We start from the raw sequence: 17,289 nt of genomic DNA, 5'->3' as shown, positions 1-17,289 counted from the left end.
TGACGACCGGCTTCCTCCCGTTCTCCATTGGAACATGGGGGCATCGCATCATCATACGCCGCGCCCCTCAGGTCGCCGGGCAGCCGACGCCGCCGGGAAGGATGATCTCCTTGCCGTTCGTCGCCCGGATGGGCCAGGTCACTTCCCTCTCGAACGAGAACGCGTTCAGCGCGGGAAGGATGTTGAAGATGGGTTTGTACTCGATCGTCAGTTTGGCGATGACGTAGCGGGCCTTGTCGACCGCCTCCGACGGGGGCGGCGCCCCGAGGTCGGTCGACGCCACGTATTTCACGGCGTTGACCGCGTTGCTGGAACAGACCTTGGCCTTGAACGAGCCGTCCCTCTGCAGATAGACACCGGCGGAGGTCAGAATGATCTTGGCATCGGTGGCATCGTAGGGAGCCACGATGCTCCGCCCGGTCTTGTAGACGCCGTCGACTTCCTGAGTGGTCAAGGTCCGTCGAGAGATCAGGTCCGCCATCGAACGGGCGGCGCGATGCGCATGCTGCCCCGTCGTGTAGGCGCGCGGCAGTTCGACCGTCCCCATGAAGAGCAGGATCATCACCGGCGCGACGAGCGCGAATTCGACCGCCGACACACCGGAACGCTCGGCGATGAGGCGTCGAAGGTGGGCCGCGACCTGCATCAGTTGGACTGACATTTGCCCTGCGCGTACGGTTCGGCGCGAAAGACGACCATCGAGCGGATCATCTGCTCGTTGTTCGGCAATGGCGGCAGGGTCAGTTTCGACGTCGGAAAGTACCGCGGTATGGCCGCCGTGGCGCAGATGCTGACGATGTCGTCGCCATTTGGACATTGGAACTTCTTGCCGAAACTGCTGGAGATCGTCTGGCTGGTGGCGTCGTAGGGCGAGCAGGCGACGGGTTCGTCATCCATGCCTGCGGCGGTGACCTCGATCTTGATCTTGTCGGCACTGCAATTGAAGTAGGTCGCGTCCTTGCACATTTCCTTGATGAGCCGGGCCGCCGGGTCCGTGCTGTCTGCGCCCTGCTGAAACGTCCCCGTGAACACCGCCCGACCGGCGCGATCGAGGGCGTTGTCGAAGGAGGTCTGGGCGATGGTGAACATGAAGGCTTCCAGCATCGCTCCGACGAGCAGGACGAAGGGAAGGCCCACCAGCCCGAACTCGACGGCCGTCGCGCCGCGACGGTCCGCCGAGAGTTTGCGTAGGCGAGCCGTCAACAGGCCTGCGCCCGATCTGATGGTCATCGGGAGATCCGCAATTCGCTGATCTGCGCTCCGATGGCCTTGAAGGCGTCGGTCAACGTCGCCGAATTCTGGACGTCGTAGAATTTGTCGGTGCTGGTGGCGCAGTTGCGAAGGATGTCGCTGGTGCCGTCGGTCACCTCGACGCGGACGGTGAAGATCGTGATGCCGGCATTCTTCATGTTGGAGCACAGCGTGGAAAGCCGCGTATCGATGGCGTTGGTCCGTGTCGCAGCATCGAACGAGGTGGTCCCGATCCGGTTCTGCCAAATGTAGCCGATGCCGGAATAGAAGGATTGGTTTGACGAGTAGGTCTGCGCCGAGGTGTTCTGCCCGTCGGTCATGAGGACGACGAACTTGCGCGTGTCCTTGTTATTGTAGGCGACACCCTCGGCGAAGGGTCCATTCGGCGACAGGAGGTGCCAACCCCAGACGAGCCCCATGGCGATGTTGGTATCGCCGATGACGGTCATCGCGTTGATGGCGCTGGTCAGGGTCGATTGAGACGTGGTGAGATGGGTGATCGGCTGCAGATCGCAGCCGGAATTGGGGCCGTACAGATAACTAAGCGAGCCGTTGGGGCGGTTCGTCTTCGAGACCTTGAAAGAGTTGGTCGAGTACTTGTTGATCTGCCCCTGTCTTGTACGATTGGCGCTCGATCCAGAGTTCTGGCTCGCATAATCGTTCATGTAGTCGTTGACGGCATAATCGTCACCGTCCGACTCGTCGGGCGCGAAATACGGCACGAACAGCGTATCCGGCGTGGCGATGGACGGAGCGGTATCCTGAACGTCGTAGGGATAAGGACGACTCTCGACACATCCGCCCCAGGCGATGCCCATCTTCCCGAACAGGGTCAGGCGGTTGGCGGCCGAGACGAAGATCTGCGAATGGTACGAGGCCTTTGCGTCCTTATCGAGCCAGTCCTGCTTGGAGTTGCCCGGGCCGACATTGACCGTCATCGAGAACGGGACGATTCCGATTTTGAGAGCATTCGGCTTGGCCGGATCGACCTCCTTGAACAGCGCCGTGACGAGATCGTTGGCAGCCGATTTCAGGTTGGTGATCTTCGCTCCGCTCATCGAGCCGGTATTGTCGAGGACGAGAGCGATTTCGAGGTTCCCCGATCCACGGGTGCCGACGCTGGTCACGGAAAGCGGAAAGGCATTGTAGCCGACGATCTTGGAGAGACTCGTCGGAGTCTTGCCGGTGACGGCCACCGTGATCGTGTTCTCGACGCGCGTGACGGTGATCTTGGTGTCCGCGTCAATGAGTTTCGGAACCGCCGCCCTGATCTGCCTGTCGGCCTTTGTCTGCAGGTCGGCATCCGTCGTGGACGTCGCGAGCTTGAGCAGGGACAGGACGGTGGAGTCGGAGGCGTCCTGGAAGCCCTGCTGGGCCATTGAATTCACACCGTAATCGATCGCCAGCCCCGCGAGGACGAGGAGGGGAATCGACAACAGGCCGAACAAGAGGGCGACCGCGCCGCCGGAATCCTTGCGGAAGCGCTTCAGAAGATTCGAGGGTGGAGGTTCGACATCGCTCGACATGTCTAGAGGCGTATGACGAACTGTCTAACGGATACCTAAACCCGACAGGGCACGGGTGCCCTGAGCCCTGGTTTGGTAAAACATCGCTGACGACATCTTACGCAGATCGAGCGGTTCCGCCGAGGTGGAATACCCGGTGAGGAACGAGTTCGCCGCGTTCGACATCGCCAACCGCCACGAGAATCCCGCCGCAGGTGGCGAAGGCCTTGCCTTCCATCGGCGCGTCTTGCCCCCGCAACAGAACGGACTGGCCGCGCATGAGGCGCAGGGCCATATCGCGGGACACCGGCACCGAGGGGACCGCATCGAGGGCCGTCTCGACCGGCTGGAGATGAGCGCCGTTGCCGTCGGGGCCGCCTTCCTCGAGGACGGCGACGACGCAGGAATCGGCCTCGGCGAAGGGGCCGACGCGTGTGCGGCGCAGGGCCGAGACGTGGCCGAAGCAGCCGAGCACCCGTCCGAGATCGCGGGCAATGGCGCGGACATAGGTGCCCTTGCCGCACTCGGCCGAGATGACGGTCCGATCGGGCGTATGCTCGACGACCGCCAGGTGGTCGATCTGGACCGGACGCGCCACGAGTTCCACCACTTCGCCGTCCCGAGCGAGGTCGTAGGCCCGCTCACCGGCGATCTTGATCGCCGAGTAGCGCGGCGGAACTTGTTCGATTGCGCCGATGAAGGCGGGGAGAGCGGCCTCGACGAGGGCGCGATCCGGCCGGGATTCACTCGTCGCGACCGGGCGGCCTTCCGCATCGTCGGTGTCGGTCTCGATGCCCCAGGTCACGGTGAAGATGTAGGCCTTGCGCCCGTCCATGACGAAGGGAACGGTCTTGGTCGCCTCGCCGAGAGCGATCGGCAGGATGCCGGAAGCCAACGGATCGAGCGTTCCGGCATGGCCCGCCTTCTTGGCGTTGAAAGCACGCTTCACCACCGCGACCGCATGGGTCGAGGTCATGCCGACGCCCTTGTCGAGGATGACCCAGCCGTTGACGTCCCGACGCTTCGGCCGATCGGATGCCTGGCCACCACGCTGCTGGCGACGCCCCTGCGAAGGCCTGTCCTCGCCGGTGCGCTGGGGCGGCGGAGCGGCGACGTCGGAACGCTCGATCGTCGGATCGTTGATCATGGTGTCCTCGTTGGCGGCGAGACGAAGGGGACGGCCGTGCGGCCGGACGATCCTGGTAACGCCGGGGTCGGTTCGTGATGGGGGTAACGCAGGGATCGGGCCCGTCGGGTCCGAAGAATGTCGAAGCGAGGGCTAGCTCTCCCGGCCGCCGTCTTGATCGTTCGTATCCTGAGGCTGCGATTCGAGATCGCGCCGGACCTTGTCGGTCCTGAGAAGAGCATCGATCCGATCCGCCTCGTCGAACGTCTCGTCACGAAGGAAGCGAAGATCGGGGGCGAATTTCAGATTCACGCGCCGAGCCACTTCCTGTCGCAGCGCCTTCTTGTTGCGTTCGAGAGCCGCGATGACCGGTTTCTCGTCAAGCCCGCCGAGCGGCATGATGTAGGCCGTGGCGATCTTGAGATCGGGGGACATCCGCACTTCCGGAACGGTGATCACGTGCGAATTCAGGACGGGGTCCTGGATATCGCCACGTTGAAGCACTTCCGCGATGGCGTGGCGGATGAGTTCGGCCACGCGCTGCTGACGCTGCGTAGGGCCGCTGGAATTGGGTTTCTGAGCCATGATCGCTTGGTCTCGGATCCGGGATCGCCTGGAGGAGGAGCACCCGCCTCGTGGGGGCGCACCGACGTGCCGGCCGTCTTCAAAACAAAACGGCGGCTGCAGCGCGCGCTGCAGCCGCCGGGTTCGTCAGGCCGCGTCGCTTTTACAGCGTGCGGCGGATCTCTTCGACCCGGTAGCACTCGATCGTGTCGCCGGCGCGCATGTCCTGGAAGTTCTCGAAGGACATACCGCACTCGTAGCCCGAGCCGACTTCCTTGGCGTCGTCCTTGAGGCGTTTCAGCTGGGACAGCTTCCCCTCGTGGATCACGACGCTGTCGCGGATCAGGCGGACATGGGCGCCACGCTGCACGACACCGTCGGTGACGCGGCAACCGGCGATCTTGCCGACCTTCGACACGTCGAAGATCTGAAGGATCTGCGCCTCGCCCAGACGCTCTTCGCGCAAGGTCGGCGGGAGCATGCCCGAAAGGGTCGCTTTGATGTCATCCACGAGGTCGTAGATGATGTTGTAGTAGCGGATCTCGACGCCCTTGTTCTCGGCCGACTCGCGCGCTTCCTTATGGGCACGCACGTTGAAGCCTATGACGACGGCCTTCGAGGCCTCCGCCAGCGTGACGTCCGACTCGGTGATGCCGCCGACGCCTGAGAGCAGGATGCGGGCCGACACTTCGTCGTTGCCGAGCTTGTCCAGCGCGCCGGTGATGGCTTCGACCGAACCCTGCACGTCGCCCTTGATGACGATGGCCAGTTCCTTGCGGCCCAGGCCTTCCTTGAGATCGCGCATCATGTCGACGAGCGAGCGATTGGCGCCACCGGTACGGGCAGCGATGCGCTCGCGCTTCTGGCGGGCACGATACTCGGTGACCTCGCGGGCACGGGCCTCGTTCGGCACCACGGCGACGCGGTCGCCCGCATCCGGGGTCCCGTTGAAGCCGAGCACCTCCACCGGCACCGACGGGCCGGCATAGGGGATGCTCTCGCCCTTGTCGTCGATGAGGGCGCGGACGCGGCCCCATTCGGCGCCGGCGACGACGATGTCGCCGGTGAAGAGCGTGCCGCGCTGCACGAGAACGGTGGCGACAGGGCCGCGACCGCGATCGAGCTTGGCCTCGATGACCGTGCCTTCACCATCGCGCGCTTCGTTGGCACGCAGGTTCAGGATTTCGGCCTGGAGCTGCAGACCTTCGAGGAGGTCCGGCAGACCGTCGCCGGTCTTGGCCGAGACTTCGAATTCCAGGGTTTCGCCGCCCATGGACTCGACCTGGATGTCATGCTGCAGCAGCTCGGTGCGCACCCGCTGGGGGTTCGCGTCGGGCTTGTCGATCTTGTTGATCGCCACGATGAGCGGCACGCCGGCCGCCTTCGCATGGCTGATCGCCTCCACCGTCTGGGGCATGACGCCATCGTCGGCCGCCACCACGAGCACGACGATATCCGTCACCTTGGCGCCGCGAGCGCGCATGGAGGTGAAGGCCGCGTGGCCGGGAGTGTCGATGAAGGTGACCATGTCGCCGGACGGCGACGCGACCTGATAGGCGCCGATATGCTGCGTGATGCCGCCGGCCTCGCCGGAGACCACGGCCGTCTTGCGGATGGCATCGAGCAGCGAGGTCTTGCCGTGATCGACGTGGCCCATGATGGTCACGACGGGCGGACGCGGATCGAGATCCTCTTCGAGATCCGGCTCGTCGTTGAACAGGCCTTCCTCGACGTCGGATTCGGCGACGCGGCGCACGGTGTGACCGAGCTCCTCGGCGATGAGCTGCGCAGAATCCGAGTCGATCACGTCGGTGATCTTGTGGATCTCGCCCTGCTTCATAAGCAGACGAATCACGTCCACGGCTCGCTCCGACATGCGGTTCGCGAGTTCCTGGATGGTGATCGTCTCGGGGATCGTCACCTCGCGGGAGAGCTTCTCCTTCTGCTCCACCTGCCGGTTGCCGCTCATGCGCTGCTGGCGGCGGCGGAACGAAGCGACGGAGCGTGTCCGCTCGTCCTCGCCCGACGTGGCGGTGGCGATGGTGAGACGGCCACGATTGCGGTCGCCGCCCGGCTGCTTCGGGGTCTTGGGCGGCGTGATGATCTTGAGCGGCATGCCCGGACGGCGGATCACGCGCTTCTGCTCGCTCTCCTCCTCGGCAGCCTGGGGCCGGCCAGGGGCACGGGCAGCCGGCGTCGCACCGGCCGGACGAGCGGCAGTGGCAGTCGTCGGCGCTGCTTCAGGCTCGGGCGCCGGAGCCGGGCGGGCCATGAAGTTCAGGTCGCGCGGCTTGCGCACGTCCGCAGTGATGGTCTTGCGCGGCTCGGCCGGGGTCGGACGTGCCGTGAGCGGCTGGCGAACGGCCGGAGCCGCAGGACGCGCGGGCGCCGCAGCCTGGGGAGCGGGAGCGGGAGCGGGCGCGGCGGGAGCCGGCTTCGGAGCAGCCGCGATGGGAGCGGAGACCGGTGCCATCGGTACGGTCTTCGAAACGGGCTTCGGCGGAGCAGCCGGGGCCGGAGCCTCAGCAGCGGCTTCCTTGGCGGCCGCCGCCGCAGCAGCGCGTGCTGCCTCTTCCTCGGCACGCAGGCGAGCCTGCTCCTCGGCGCGAAGACGCTCTTCTTCCTGGCGGCGACGCTCTTCAGCCTCGCGCTTGCGGGCTTCTTCAGCCTCGCGGGCGCGCTCTGCAGCCGCTTCTTCCTCGACCTTGCGGCGGGCTTCCTGCTCGCGACGCTGAGCATCGGCGAGAGCCGCGGTGCGCGCATCGCGCTCCTGCTCGCTCAACGTCCGCAGCACGACGCCGGAGGCGGCACGCTGGGCGGGACGCGGAGCCGCGGGTGCGGGAGGCGCCACGCGGGACGCGGGAGCGACCGGTTGCGTTTCGCGCACGGGAGCGGCCGGTGCCGCCCCGATGACGCGCCGCTTCACGGTCTCGACCACGACCTGCTTGGAGCGGCCATGGGAGAAGCTCTGACGCACAGTTCCCTGCTCGATCGGGCGCTTCAAGGACAGCGGCTTCGAGGGGGGTCGTGCCTGCGTCTTGTCGCCCGGATTGTTCGTATCGCTCATTCAGTCCAAACCCTGAGGGTTTCCATCGTCCCGTGAACCGGCAAACTGCTGTGCGCCGGGTAAATCCGTCTCGTCGTCGTCCTGCAGAGTCGAAGCGGTCCGCCCTGTGCGGGCATAACCGGCCTCCTCGGCCGTCGTAGGCCTGCCCTCGAAGGAGCGTAGCCGACGCCAACGCGCAAGGCAGCCGGAAGACCCGACTCCTGCGACAAGCGCCGCATGTATCACATGATCCCGACCCAAGGCCATGTCCAATTCTTCATTGGACAAATCATCGATGATCGGGACACGGGATATGGCATCGCCATGCCTCCGGTGCAATGCCGCAGCAATCTTCCGTCTGCCATCGGCACTACCGTCGGAGGCCTGAATTACGGCGGCGACGCCGGCCTTTTCGCCGATCGCGGCCTCGACCTTGGCAAAGCCCGCCACGAGGCAGCCCGCCTTGTTGGCGAGCGAGAGGGATTGGCGAAGATCGTCTCGCAGAACCATCGCGACCCGGTCGGCGAGGTCGGCAGGTGAGGCGGCGTCCTTGGTCTTGAACGCGCGCTGGAACAGCCGTTTCTTGAGCGCCGTCTCGACGGAGATGCGATCGGCGCTCAGCCATGCCCCACGGCCCGGCAGTTTCGCCTTGAGATCCGTCACGACCTCGCCATCCGGCGACAGGACGAACCGAATCATTCCATCGGGATTCTGCGAAACTCGGGTGACGAGGCATGTGCGCATTGCATTGCGACGGCCGCGCCCAAGGCCGGGATCGAGCAGCGTGCTCGGCTCCGGCTCGGCGGCATCGTCGGATGCGTCTACGTACTCGCCCGTCATGCGGCGGAGGTGTCCTTGTTACGGTGCTGAGACAGCTGCGATGGGCCGAGCGAAGCTCGTCCCCGATCGCATTGATGCCGTCGTTCTGATGCGCGGAAGCGGAAGCCTGGAAGGATATCTCCAGCCGGCTCCGTGGTCGTCGGACCGTGCCCCGAGGCGGGTGCCTCGGGGTCCAGTCGAATCGCCGGAGGCTCCGTTGCTCAGACCGCTTCGGCTTCTTCGCCGGTCGGCTCGGCCGCGTCCGTCTCGGGCGGCGCTTCGATCCAGCCGGCTTTGACGCGGGCTGCCATGATCATGGCCTCCGCCTCGGCGCGAGAGATCTCGAACCCGTCGAGATAGCCCGCATGTTTCGTGGCCTCGGGGCCGCGTCCCTCGGTGTAGCCGACGAGGTCGTCGGTGGCACAGCCGGCGAGATCCTCGATCGACTTCACGTCGTTCTCGCCGAGAGCCACCAGCATCGGGGTGGTCACTCCGTCGATCTCACGCAGTTCATCGGCGACGCCGAGTTCCTGGCGCTTGGCGTCGAATTCCGATTCGACGCGAGCGAGATGGTCCTGGGCGCGGGCCTGGATCTCGGTGCCGCTCTCCTCGTCGAGGCCTTGGATGTTGGCGAGTTCGCCGGGCTCGACATAGGCGATCTCCTCGACGTTCCGGAAACCTTCGGCGGCCAGCAACTGTCCGACGGTCTCGTCGACGTCGAGCGCTTCCATGAAGATGGCGGTGCGCTCGGCGAATTCCTTCTGGCGACGCTCCGATTCCTCGGCCTCGGTCAAGATGTCGATATCCCAGCCGGTGAGCTGCGAGGCGAGACGCACGTTCTGGCCGCGACGGCCGATGGCCAACGAGAGCTGGTCGTCGGGCACCACCACCTCGATGCGGTCGGCTTCCTCGTCGAGCACGACCTTCACCACCTCGGCGGGCTGTAGCGCATTGACGATGAAGGTCGCCTGGTCTTCCGACCACGGGATGATGTCGACCTTCTCACCCTGCAACTCGCCGACCACAGCCTGGACGCGGGAGCCGCGCATGCCGACGCAGGCGCCGACGGGATCGATCGAGCCGTCGCGGGAGATGACCGCGATCTTGGCGCGCGAGCCCGGATCGCGGGCGACGGCCTTCACCTCGACGATGCCGTCGTAGATCTCGGGCACTTCCTGGCCGAAGAGCTTGGCCATGAATTGCGGATGCGAGCGGGAGAGGAAGATCTGCGGGCCGCGCACTTCCCGGCGCACGTCGAACAGATAGGAGCGGATGCGGTCGCCGGGGCGGAAGGTCTCGCGCGGGATCATCTCGTCGCGGCGCACGATGCCCTCGCCACGGCCGAGATCGACGATGACGTTGCCGTATTCCACGCGCTTGACGAGGCCGTTGACGATCTCGCCGATGCGGTCCTTGTACTCGTCGAACTGACGGTCGCGCTCGGCGTCGCGAACCTTCTGGACGATGACCTGCTTGGCCGATTGGGCGGCGACGCGGCCGAAATCGAAGGGCGGCAGCGTGTCGGAGATGACGTCGCCGACCAGCGCGCCGGGATTGTAGCGCCGGGCCTGATCGAGGGTGACCTCCCGGGCATCGTTCTCGACCTGATCGACCACCACGAGATGGCGGGACAGGCGGAGCGCTCCGGTCTTCGGGTCGATCTCGGCATGGACGTCGGTCTCGGCGCCGTAGCGCGAGCGGGCGGCCTTGGCGATGGCCTCCTCCATGGCGTCGATGACGATGGAACGGTCGATCACTTTCTCACGGGCGACCGCCTCGGCGATCTGGAGGAGTTCGAGCCTGTTGGCGCTGACGACGGCCATCGGATTTCGTCCTTCTTGTTCGTCTGACGAGGGTGCTGGCTCCGGTCGCCATCGCGGGCAGCCGGGGCTCGAAACTCAGTGGAGGCTGCCGGATTCCTTGACCCGGACCGCCTTGGTCCGAACGGGCTTGGCCTTGTTCGCCTTGCTCTCGGCGGTCTCCGGCTTCTCGATCTTCGGCTTGGCTGTCTTGCCCTTGCCTGCCTTTTCCTTGGTCGCCGTGGGCTTGTCGCCCTTGGATTTGGCGTCCTTGGATTTGGCGTCCTTGGCCTTGTCACCCTTGGACTTGGGAGCCTTGGATTTCGGTGCCTTCGGGCGCTCGTCGGAGGGCTCGTCCTCCTCCTCGTCCAGCAGCTCATCCTCATCCTGAGGCGGGCCGCCGCGGCGCAGGGATTCCCGGACGAGTTCGTCGGTGAGAACCAGGTAGGCGTCGCCGAGGTCCCGCATGGGCAGGTCGATCCGGCTCGGCAGGCCTTCCTTCACGTCGGGCAGGTCGATCGGCACCGTCACGCCATCGGTATTGGGAGCGCCGATAATCCCACGAAACCGCTTGCGGCCGTCCAGGGGAACCGCCAGCTCGATCTTGGCCTCGTAACCGGCCCAGCGCTCGAAATCGCAGGCGCGGACGAGAGGCCGGTCGATGCCGGGGGACGAGATTTCGAGGTAATAAGCCTGACCCACCGGGTCGTCGAGATCGAGGAGCGGCGAGATCGCCCGGCTCACGATCTCGCAATCGCCCACCGTCATGGTGCCATCCGGCCGTTCGGCCATGATCTGCACCGTGCAGCCATTGGCATTCGACACCCGCACGCGAACCACGCGGTAGCCGAGCCCTTCGATCGATGCCTCGATCACCTGGACCACGCGTGCGGCGACGCCGGTCTCGGTGATCAGACGTTTCTCGGGAGTATCCACCATGCTGCGCTTGACGTTCCGGCCGTGCGGGAGGCGTCCTGGCGCAAAGGCGTTGCGGCAATAAAAAAGAGCGGACCCGGTGGGGCCCACTCCCGAACCGCAGCCTCAAGACTGCAACCAGAACTGATGAGTGATAGGTAGCTTCGTCTCACGGATATTTCAAGCGGTTTTCCAAGTGCCGATCCGCTCGCCGATCCGCTCGCCGATCCGCTCGCCGAGCCGAGCGATGGCGGGCCACGCGATCCCGAACGCGTCAGCGCGAAGCGAGGCGGAGTGTGGCGGGTGCTCGCTGCACGACGGAGGCCAGATCCGCCGCGAGACCGATCGCCAGGACCATGAGGTAGCCCGATACGATCGCCAGGAACACGGTCTCGCCAAGGGCCAGGAGCCTGCGCGACCGGGTCTGCGAGAGGTGGGAGGCCGGCATGGCGTCGATCCTTGAGCCGAGAACGGGCGCATGATTCGCACCGGATTGTTGCGCCAAGATGTGAGGATTGTTTCTCCCCGATATCTCACCCGGATCGCCGGCGCTCCGGCAGCCCTCGGCGCGTCACGCTCATCGAGGATTCGATCAGAATTTGAACCGACGTCTGAACCTGTTCATCAGCAGGGCCGCGATGTATCGCGGCGATCGCCGACGGCGTGCGACGAGACGGCGGCGCTCGGCCAATTGCGCGGCGAGGACCTCGGGATCGGCCTTGGCAACCGCCGCGTGACCATTGCGCCCGATCGACAGGTCGAGCAGCCGCGCCTTGCGGTAGGACGCGTGGAGGCGCGCTTTCGACAGCCCCGGTATGCAGTAATAATGCTCGAAGACCTTCATGTTGAAGTCGAGCACATGGCCATAGACATGGCGCCGATCGGCAGTCCATTGGTTGTCGAACCCGTACATCACCATGTCGTAGCTCGGAAAATAGAACAGCGTGCTGCCCTTGCCCTCCGCGTCCTCGTAGAACTCGTCCACGGCGCCGCGCAGGATCGCTTTCGACACGGCATTCGCCGAGATGCAGCCGACGTCGCGGAAGGTCGCGGTGAGCGGAATCGGCGAGATCGTCAGGACGACCTTGGCATTGGGCCGAAACCTCCGAATGAGAGCCCAGATCTCCGCCAGATTGCGCTTGGTCTCGTCGGAGCGCGAGAGCCGGAACTTGTGGCGCGAGGGATCGAAGACTTCTCGCGGAGGCGCGCGCCAGAACACCTCTCCCGTCACCTCGTCGTACCAGACCTCGCTGAGGCCGAGGGTGATGATGAACAGGTCCGCCCGGTCGAACAGAGCCTTAGTCGCTAGGCGCGCCTCCTCGTCGTAGCCGAAGCGCTCGGCCTTGTAGCCGTGCCAGAGGGCGACCTCGGGCTGCTCGTTGGTCCAGGCCCAGCGGAACTGCTGAAGGATGGCATGGGTATGGACCATGCCATCGCCCATTTTTGTCACGTAGGCCGCGCTTTCGCCATGGGAAATGACGGAATAACCGCGTTTGGAAAGGTAGTTGCTGACATTCGATGCGAAACACGACCCGAACGCGACGATCGGCGTGTCTTTGGTCACGAATCCGGTTTTCGGCATCCAGCCCCTGGCGAGATAGTCTCCGACCACGTCGGGCGTCTGCAGGGATTCGTCGGTCGGGTACCATTGCGGCGCCGTCCCGCGAAAATAGGACCCGCAGGTGGTGATGACCGCACCGTCCCGCACACCCTCGATGGTCGCCATTCGTTCGGTCGTCCCGGATTGCACGCTCGCAAACGGACGGTCACCCCTGTCCGGTGTTGCTCGCTCTATGGCTAGCAGGTCTTCGCTTAATGGAGTGTCCGTCAAGGCGTTGTAGACGATGAGGGAGAAGTTCGACCGAGAATGTCTTTATCGCGTGCCGGCCTTCTCGTGAAACGGGCAACGGTCACGCCGCCGCCGATCACGTCTCTTCCAGAGGAAATGGGCTCGGCGCCCAGTAGGGTTCGAGGGGACTGCCCACGAGGTACTCCGCTTCCCAGCGATGCAGGATCGCGGCAAGACCGGCCCGATCGTCGGCCATGAGCGGCTCGCCAATCAGGCAATACCGGTCATAGACAGGCTGAAGGTATGGGTCCTCGATATCGAAGCCCTTCCGGTAGGAACGGCCGATTTTGCTCCAGATCGTCCGGGCCTCATCGAGTTCACCCAGCGCAATGGCGGTGATGAGGTGCCATTGCGGGCCGAGGTATCCTTCCGTTTCCGGGCGAGTCCTCGCGAATTCGAGGCATTTGCGGGTGGAATCCAGCGGCCTCAGCATCGCGAGCGCGTCGGCTTCGACGCGTGTCACGATATCCTGGTAGATTGTCGGGTCCGACCAGAGCCAGCCCCATCCGCCTTTAAAACCCTTCGATCGACCGATCCGGTCGTTGCAGCGGCCAAGAAAAGGCCAGCGCAGTGCCTCCGGCATAAAGAACTCTGTCAGGTGCCAACTCACGACGCAGCAATCGGAGCCGCCCGTGCGATCGACCAAAATTAACCGCCCAACATGACCGATCGGCAGAAGCCAGAATAGATTTCTTCCGGCAGGTGCAAGATCGGTATTTCTCGCGATAAGAGGACTGACTAAAGCCCTAACCTGTCGTGCAGTCGTCATAGTTGCGGTTTCACTTGTATGATGACAATGCCGATCGATTGTGGATAGTACATTTTTGCAACCCTAGCTAGAGCCAGTGCTCTCGTCGGGCTAAGTCCCTTGTTGCCGGTTTTATAATCGTAAACGCAAACCATTCGGTCAGGTGTAAGCTCGAAAAGGTCGAGGCGGGACGAATTTTGTGTTCCATATTTTGCTGGAATTCCAGAGATATCCAAAGAAAACTCGACTTGAAGATCGGGATATCCCAATGCTTTGATGGTCGTCGCTATGTCATAATGAATGAGATTTCCGAGCTGTTGTTTTGACAATTGGGGATTCAAAGCGGTCAGCCGCTTCGTAGCCTCATCGGTAATGGCTTGGACTTCATTGTTGCGTGGACACGCTTGGTTGAGTTGGCTCTGATGAATTTGCCCAACCCAAATTAGGGGAAATTTCTTATTTGGATCTGGATCAAAGTCATAGCGAAATGCCGTCCTCCCAGGAGCTTTGCCGTAACCCGTGTCCCGAGCGGCAAGGTAGGTGAAGAGGAGCGCAGCCGCCTCGATCGTGGCAGCAGTCGCTGCAGAGGCGGCGGCCGATAAGACCGGCAAGAATGCCGACTGGATGGTGGCATCTGATTGCGATTCTGACGTTGAGAACGTGCTGCTCGATAGGACTTCGCCGGAATGCCCATCTCGGATGGTCTGCGTTTCACCCGAGTTTTCGAAAATGCGGCTCTCGCCATCAGACGTGATGACGGTGTGTTGGTCCTCCCATTCGCCACGGCGTGAGCGGATCCGCAGGGAGAGAACACGGGCCCCCTCGTCGCCGACAATTGTTTCCTGAACAGCTGCCCCCGGAGCGCTCTCACCGTTAAGAGAGGACCAGCGTCCAGCATTCTGAGCGAATCGGTTGATTGCGTTGTCCGCAGCGCCTCCGCCACCCGAGATCCACTGCCCTCCGTCACTTTGGCCTGACGGCGCGCGAGGCTGGCCCGGGTCGTACTTTCGGTTCAGGCTCTGGCGGAGACGGATCAGTTTCGTCTCGGCGTCCATCACGGCGAGCAGGCAACGGAGAGTTTCGGTCTCTCGTCTGCGTTCTGAAGCGTCCCGCATCACGGCCACCTGAGTTCATGATTTGTTCCATGCCTGACTATCTCAGAATAAGTTTATTTTCAACATAAATAGGTTTTATATCCTTAAATTAGAGTAGCGCGGTCATGAAAAAACGCCGCCCCGCGAATGGGACGGCGTCGATGGCTTGCGACGAGTTCGAGTTCCGATCCTGAGGATCGGTAAGGCGCCCGATCAGGCTGCGGCGGCGCGGCCCTTCAGCAGCTTCCGGTTGATCAGCATCTCGGCAATCTGAACCGTGTTGAGAGCCGCGCCCTTGCGCAGGTTATCGGCGACGCACCAGAACGACAGGCCGTTATCGACCGTCGAATCTGCGCGGATACGCGAGATGTAGGTCGCGTCCTCGCCGGCCGCCTCGTGCGGGGTCATGTAGCCGCCGGGCTCGCGCTTATCGACCACGAGGATGCCCGGTGCCGAGCGCAGGATGGCCGTGGCCTCCTCCGGCGAGATCGGGTTCTCGAATTCGACATTGACCGCCTCGGCATGGCCGATGAACACCGGCACGCGCACGCAAGTCGCCGTCAGCTTGATCTTGGGATCCAGCATCTTCTTGGTCTCGGCGACCATCTTCCACTCTTCCTTGGTGGAGCCGTCGTCGAGGAACACGTCGATCTGCGGGATGACGTTGAAGGCGATGCGCTTGGGGAACTTCTCCATCGTCATCTGACCGGCGGTGAAGACGGAACGGGTCTGCTGGAACAGCTCGTCCATGGCCTCCTTGCCGGCGCCCGAGACCGACTGGTAGGTCGCCACGACCACGCGGGTGATCTTGGCGACGTCGTGCAGGGGCTTCAGCGCGACGACGAGCTGCGCCGTGGAGCAGTTCGGGTTGGCGATGATGTTCATCTTCGAGAAGCCATCGATCGCCTCCGGATTCACTTCCGGCACGATCAGCGGCACGTCGGCGTGGTAGCGGAAGGCCGACGAGTTATCGATGACGACGCAGCCGGACTGGCCGATGCGCGGCGACCATTCCTTCGAGATCTCTCCGCCGGCGGACATCAGGCAGATGTCCGTATCGGAGAAATCGTAGGTGTCGAGCGCCTTCACCTTCAGGATCTTGTCGCCGAAGGAGACTTCCTGTCCGGCGCTGCGGCGCGACGCGATAGCCACGACCTCGTCGGCGGGAAAAGCCCGCTCCGACAGGATGTCCAGCATCTCGCGTCCGACATTGCCCGTCGCACCGACGACGGCGACCTTGTAACCCATCTCTCCAACTCCGCTTCGTGGTGCCCTGGCTCCCGGCCGTGGCCGGGCGTCTCGCCCCGGCGCTGCCGGCAGGATCTCCGGGCAGGTCTCAGTGCACCGATGCCAGTGGGATCCGCAGCGGTTTCCGGTCTGGTCCAGACTCTCGAGGAGTAGCCGAACCCGTCTCAAGCGGCGGAGCAAGACGCCTCGTCTTCGCGACTGTCAAGGGTTGCGCTGCACCCGGGACCTTCGCGGCAGCACAAACCGACCGGTCGGAACGCGAGGGCGGAACGACGGGGAAGGATTGATTCACCGCGAATTCCGAAACGCCCGCTCCGGGCCTCGGCGGGAAACCCAATCTGCGCATCCCGGACGCCATGGTCGCCGCCGGAGCGGCGCGAGCCGCGAGCAGGGGCGCGGGTCGGGGTTTGGTTCAGGGTTTCATGCATCGCATCACTTATCAGGACGAGATCGGCGATCCGCCAGGCAGGGTTAAGAGCGGACCGCTGTTTCGAATGGTCCTGCCATGCCTCGTCGCGATGGTCTGTTTCGGCGCTATCGGGCGTTTCTCCTGGGGGGAGACGACCTCACGCGGGACAATGCCCGGAGGTGCAGCCAGCGGCCTGGCGGACGCGAACTCTCCGCCCTTCGTCCCATCCGCTGCCGTCGCCGTTCGCCCGGCGCTCCCGGTGGCGGCGTCGGCACCACGTTACCGTCTCGATGATCCGGACGCGCTCGACGAGGCGAGGATCGAGCCTGCGCGCATCAATCCGAGCAGCGGTCAACGCGAGGACGGCCTCTCCCAGGGTCGCTTCGATGCGAGCGAGGCCCCTTATCTGCGGATCACCATCGGCGAGGGGCCGAACCCGCCCGCGAGCCTCTTCGTCACCATCGCACGCCGTGCCGCCGACGGGCAGGGCCTCGCTGTGTTGAGGACCGGCGAGCGGGGTCTGATCCAGACCAAGTTCGGTCCGGTGGAAATCCTGGAAGCCACGTTGAGCGGTCCCGTGACCCGGGTCTGCACCGGCTTCTCCAATGCCGGACAGAGCGGGCTCTCGCCCCTGGCCCCGCGTTTCGACGGTTGGCTCTGCGCGCCGTTGAGCCAACCACCGGAGCCGCGCGCCATCGCTTGCACCTTGAACAAGCTCGTGCTCAATGGCCAAGCTTCCGCCAACCTCGAAGCGGCGTATCGCGTTTTCGAGAACAGACGGATGGAAGGGTGTGCGCCGGCGGTCGCCGATGCCCCCCGACGCGAGGCGGCCGGCGAAACCGGCTCGATCTCGAAGCGCCAAATTCGACATAATGAGGCAAAACTGCGGCGAACCGTCCAAGCGCGGCCATAAGCC

Annotated in this window: 14 protein-coding genes and 1 pseudogene; 1 reads left to right on the top strand and 14 read right to left on the bottom strand. The window is 64.2% G+C overall.

Annotated features, from left to right (window positions below; genetic code table 11):
* Positions 1-67 precede the first annotated feature (67 nt).
* The 14 genes and pseudogenes from A3OK_RS0112785 to A3OK_RS0112725 all read right to left on the bottom strand — a co-directional run bounded on the left by A3OK_RS0112785 (position 68) and on the right by A3OK_RS0112725 (position 15,964).
* A complete protein-coding gene (locus tag A3OK_RS0112785; protein ID WP_245259352.1) occupies positions 68-661 on the bottom strand; it encodes a TadE/TadG family type IV pilus assembly protein in 594 nt (197 codons plus the stop codon).
* Positions 646-1,230 (bottom strand): TadE/TadG family type IV pilus assembly protein, encoded by a 585-nt coding sequence (locus A3OK_RS0112780; RefSeq protein WP_019905271.1) that lies wholly within the window; start codon positions 1,228-1,230, stop codon positions 646-648. The genes A3OK_RS0112785 and A3OK_RS0112780 overlap by 16 nt, the downstream gene beginning before the upstream one ends.
* A complete protein-coding gene (locus A3OK_RS0112775) occupies positions 1,227-2,777 on the bottom strand; it encodes a TadE/TadG family type IV pilus assembly protein (protein WP_019905270.1) in 1,551 nt (516 codons plus the stop codon). Before A3OK_RS0112775 ends, A3OK_RS0112780 begins: the two co-directional genes overlap by 4 nt.
* Before the next feature lie 97 nt (positions 2,778-2,874).
* Positions 2,875-3,903 (bottom strand): tRNA pseudouridine(55) synthase TruB, encoded by a 1,029-nt coding sequence (gene truB / locus A3OK_RS0112770; protein ID WP_019905269.1) that lies wholly within the window; start codon positions 3,901-3,903, stop codon positions 2,875-2,877.
* A 132-nt stretch (positions 3,904-4,035) separates the two neighbouring features.
* Positions 4,036-4,467, bottom strand: coding sequence for a 30S ribosome-binding factor RbfA (gene rbfA / locus A3OK_RS0112765; RefSeq protein WP_019905268.1), 432 nt, complete (start codon positions 4,465-4,467; stop codon positions 4,036-4,038).
* A gap of 142 nt (positions 4,468-4,609) precedes the next feature.
* Entirely contained in the window at positions 4,610-7,513 is a 2,904-nt protein-coding gene (infB, locus tag A3OK_RS0112760) for a translation initiation factor IF-2 (protein ID WP_019905267.1), read from the bottom strand.
* A complete protein-coding gene (locus A3OK_RS0112755) occupies positions 7,514-8,332 on the bottom strand; it encodes an RNA-binding protein (RefSeq protein WP_019905266.1) in 819 nt (272 codons plus the stop codon).
* Positions 8,333-8,532: 200 nt separating this feature from the next.
* Positions 8,533-10,134, bottom strand: coding sequence for a transcription termination factor NusA (gene nusA / locus A3OK_RS0112750; protein ID WP_019905265.1), 1,602 nt, complete (start codon positions 10,132-10,134; stop codon positions 8,533-8,535).
* Between the two features lie 336 nt (positions 10,135-10,470).
* Positions 10,471-11,049, bottom strand: a pseudogene (gene rimP / locus A3OK_RS0112745) (ribosome maturation factor RimP); the annotation flags it as partial.
* Between the two features lie 250 nt (positions 11,050-11,299).
* On the bottom strand, positions 11,300-11,473 hold the full coding sequence (locus tag A3OK_RS24030; protein ID WP_019905263.1) for a hypothetical protein: 174 nt from the start codon (positions 11,471-11,473) through the stop codon (positions 11,300-11,302).
* 144 nt (positions 11,474-11,617) lie between these two features.
* Positions 11,618-12,751, bottom strand: a complete 1,134-nt coding sequence (locus A3OK_RS0112735; protein ID WP_019905262.1) for a GSCFA domain-containing protein — start codon at positions 12,749-12,751, stop codon at positions 11,618-11,620.
* A gap of 199 nt (positions 12,752-12,950) precedes the next feature.
* Positions 12,951-13,484, bottom strand: coding sequence for a hypothetical protein (locus tag A3OK_RS0112730; RefSeq protein WP_155912015.1), 534 nt, complete (start codon positions 13,482-13,484; stop codon positions 12,951-12,953).
* Between the two features lie 155 nt (positions 13,485-13,639).
* Complete coding sequence (locus A3OK_RS24025) at positions 13,640-14,677, bottom strand: hypothetical protein (RefSeq protein ID WP_155912014.1); 1,038 nt, start codon at positions 14,675-14,677, stop codon at positions 13,640-13,642.
* Positions 14,678-14,929: 252 nt separating this feature from the next.
* Positions 14,930-15,964: an aspartate-semialdehyde dehydrogenase gene (locus A3OK_RS0112725; RefSeq protein ID WP_019905260.1), complete on the bottom strand. Its 1,035-nt coding sequence runs from the start codon at positions 15,962-15,964 to the stop codon at positions 14,930-14,932.
* A 578-nt stretch (positions 15,965-16,542) separates the two neighbouring features.
* Between A3OK_RS0112725 and A3OK_RS0112720 the strand changes: the two genes are divergently transcribed.
* Positions 16,543-17,286, top strand: coding sequence for a hypothetical protein (locus A3OK_RS0112720; RefSeq protein WP_019905259.1), 744 nt, complete (start codon positions 16,543-16,545; stop codon positions 17,284-17,286).
* The last annotated feature ends 3 nt before the right edge of the window (positions 17,287-17,289 follow it).

Source organism: Methylobacterium sp. 77, assembly GCF_000372825.1.
Lineage (GTDB): Bacteria > Pseudomonadota > Alphaproteobacteria > Rhizobiales > Beijerinckiaceae > Methylobacterium.
The sequence above is the reverse complement of the archived record's forward strand: the minus strand, read 5'-3'. Positions and strand labels throughout refer to the sequence as shown.

Excerpts from the sequence above, each read along its gene's own strand:
- A3OK_RS0112780 (WP_019905271.1), bottom strand. The coding sequence starts at position 1,230 with ATGACCATCAGATCGGGCGCAGGCCTGTTGACGGCTCGCCTACGCAAA.
- truB (WP_019905269.1), bottom strand. The coding sequence starts at position 3,903 with ATGATCAACGATCCGACGATCGAGCGTTCCGACGTCGCCGCTCCGCCG.
- nusA (WP_019905265.1), bottom strand. The coding sequence starts at position 10,134 with ATGGCCGTCGTCAGCGCCAACAGGCTCGAACTCCTCCAGATCGCCGAG.
- rbfA (WP_019905268.1), bottom strand. The coding sequence starts at position 4,467 with ATGGCTCAGAAACCCAATTCCAGCGGCCCTACGCAGCGTCAGCAGCGC.
- A3OK_RS0112775 (WP_019905270.1), bottom strand. The coding sequence starts at position 2,777 with ATGTCGAGCGATGTCGAACCTCCACCCTCGAATCTTCTGAAGCGCTTC.
- A3OK_RS0112785 (WP_245259352.1), bottom strand. The coding sequence starts at position 661 with ATGTCAGTCCAACTGATGCAGGTCGCGGCCCACCTTCGACGCCTCATC.
- infB (WP_019905267.1), bottom strand. The coding sequence starts at position 7,513 with ATGAGCGATACGAACAATCCGGGCGACAAGACGCAGGCACGACCCCCC.
- A3OK_RS0112755 (WP_019905266.1), bottom strand. The coding sequence starts at position 8,332 with ATGACGGGCGAGTACGTAGACGCATCCGACGATGCCGCCGAGCCGGAG.
- A3OK_RS24025 (WP_155912014.1), bottom strand. The coding sequence starts at position 14,677 with ATGGACGCCGAGACGAAACTGATCCGTCTCCGCCAGAGCCTGAACCGA.
- A3OK_RS24030 (WP_019905263.1), bottom strand. The coding sequence starts at position 11,473 with ATGCCGGCCTCCCACCTCTCGCAGACCCGGTCGCGCAGGCTCCTGGCC.
- A3OK_RS0112735 (WP_019905262.1), bottom strand. The coding sequence starts at position 12,751 with ATGGCGACCATCGAGGGTGTGCGGGACGGTGCGGTCATCACCACCTGC.
- A3OK_RS0112720 (WP_019905259.1), top strand. The coding sequence starts at position 16,543 with ATGCCCGGAGGTGCAGCCAGCGGCCTGGCGGACGCGAACTCTCCGCCC.
- A3OK_RS0112725 (WP_019905260.1), bottom strand. The coding sequence starts at position 15,964 with ATGGGTTACAAGGTCGCCGTCGTCGGTGCGACGGGCAATGTCGGACGC.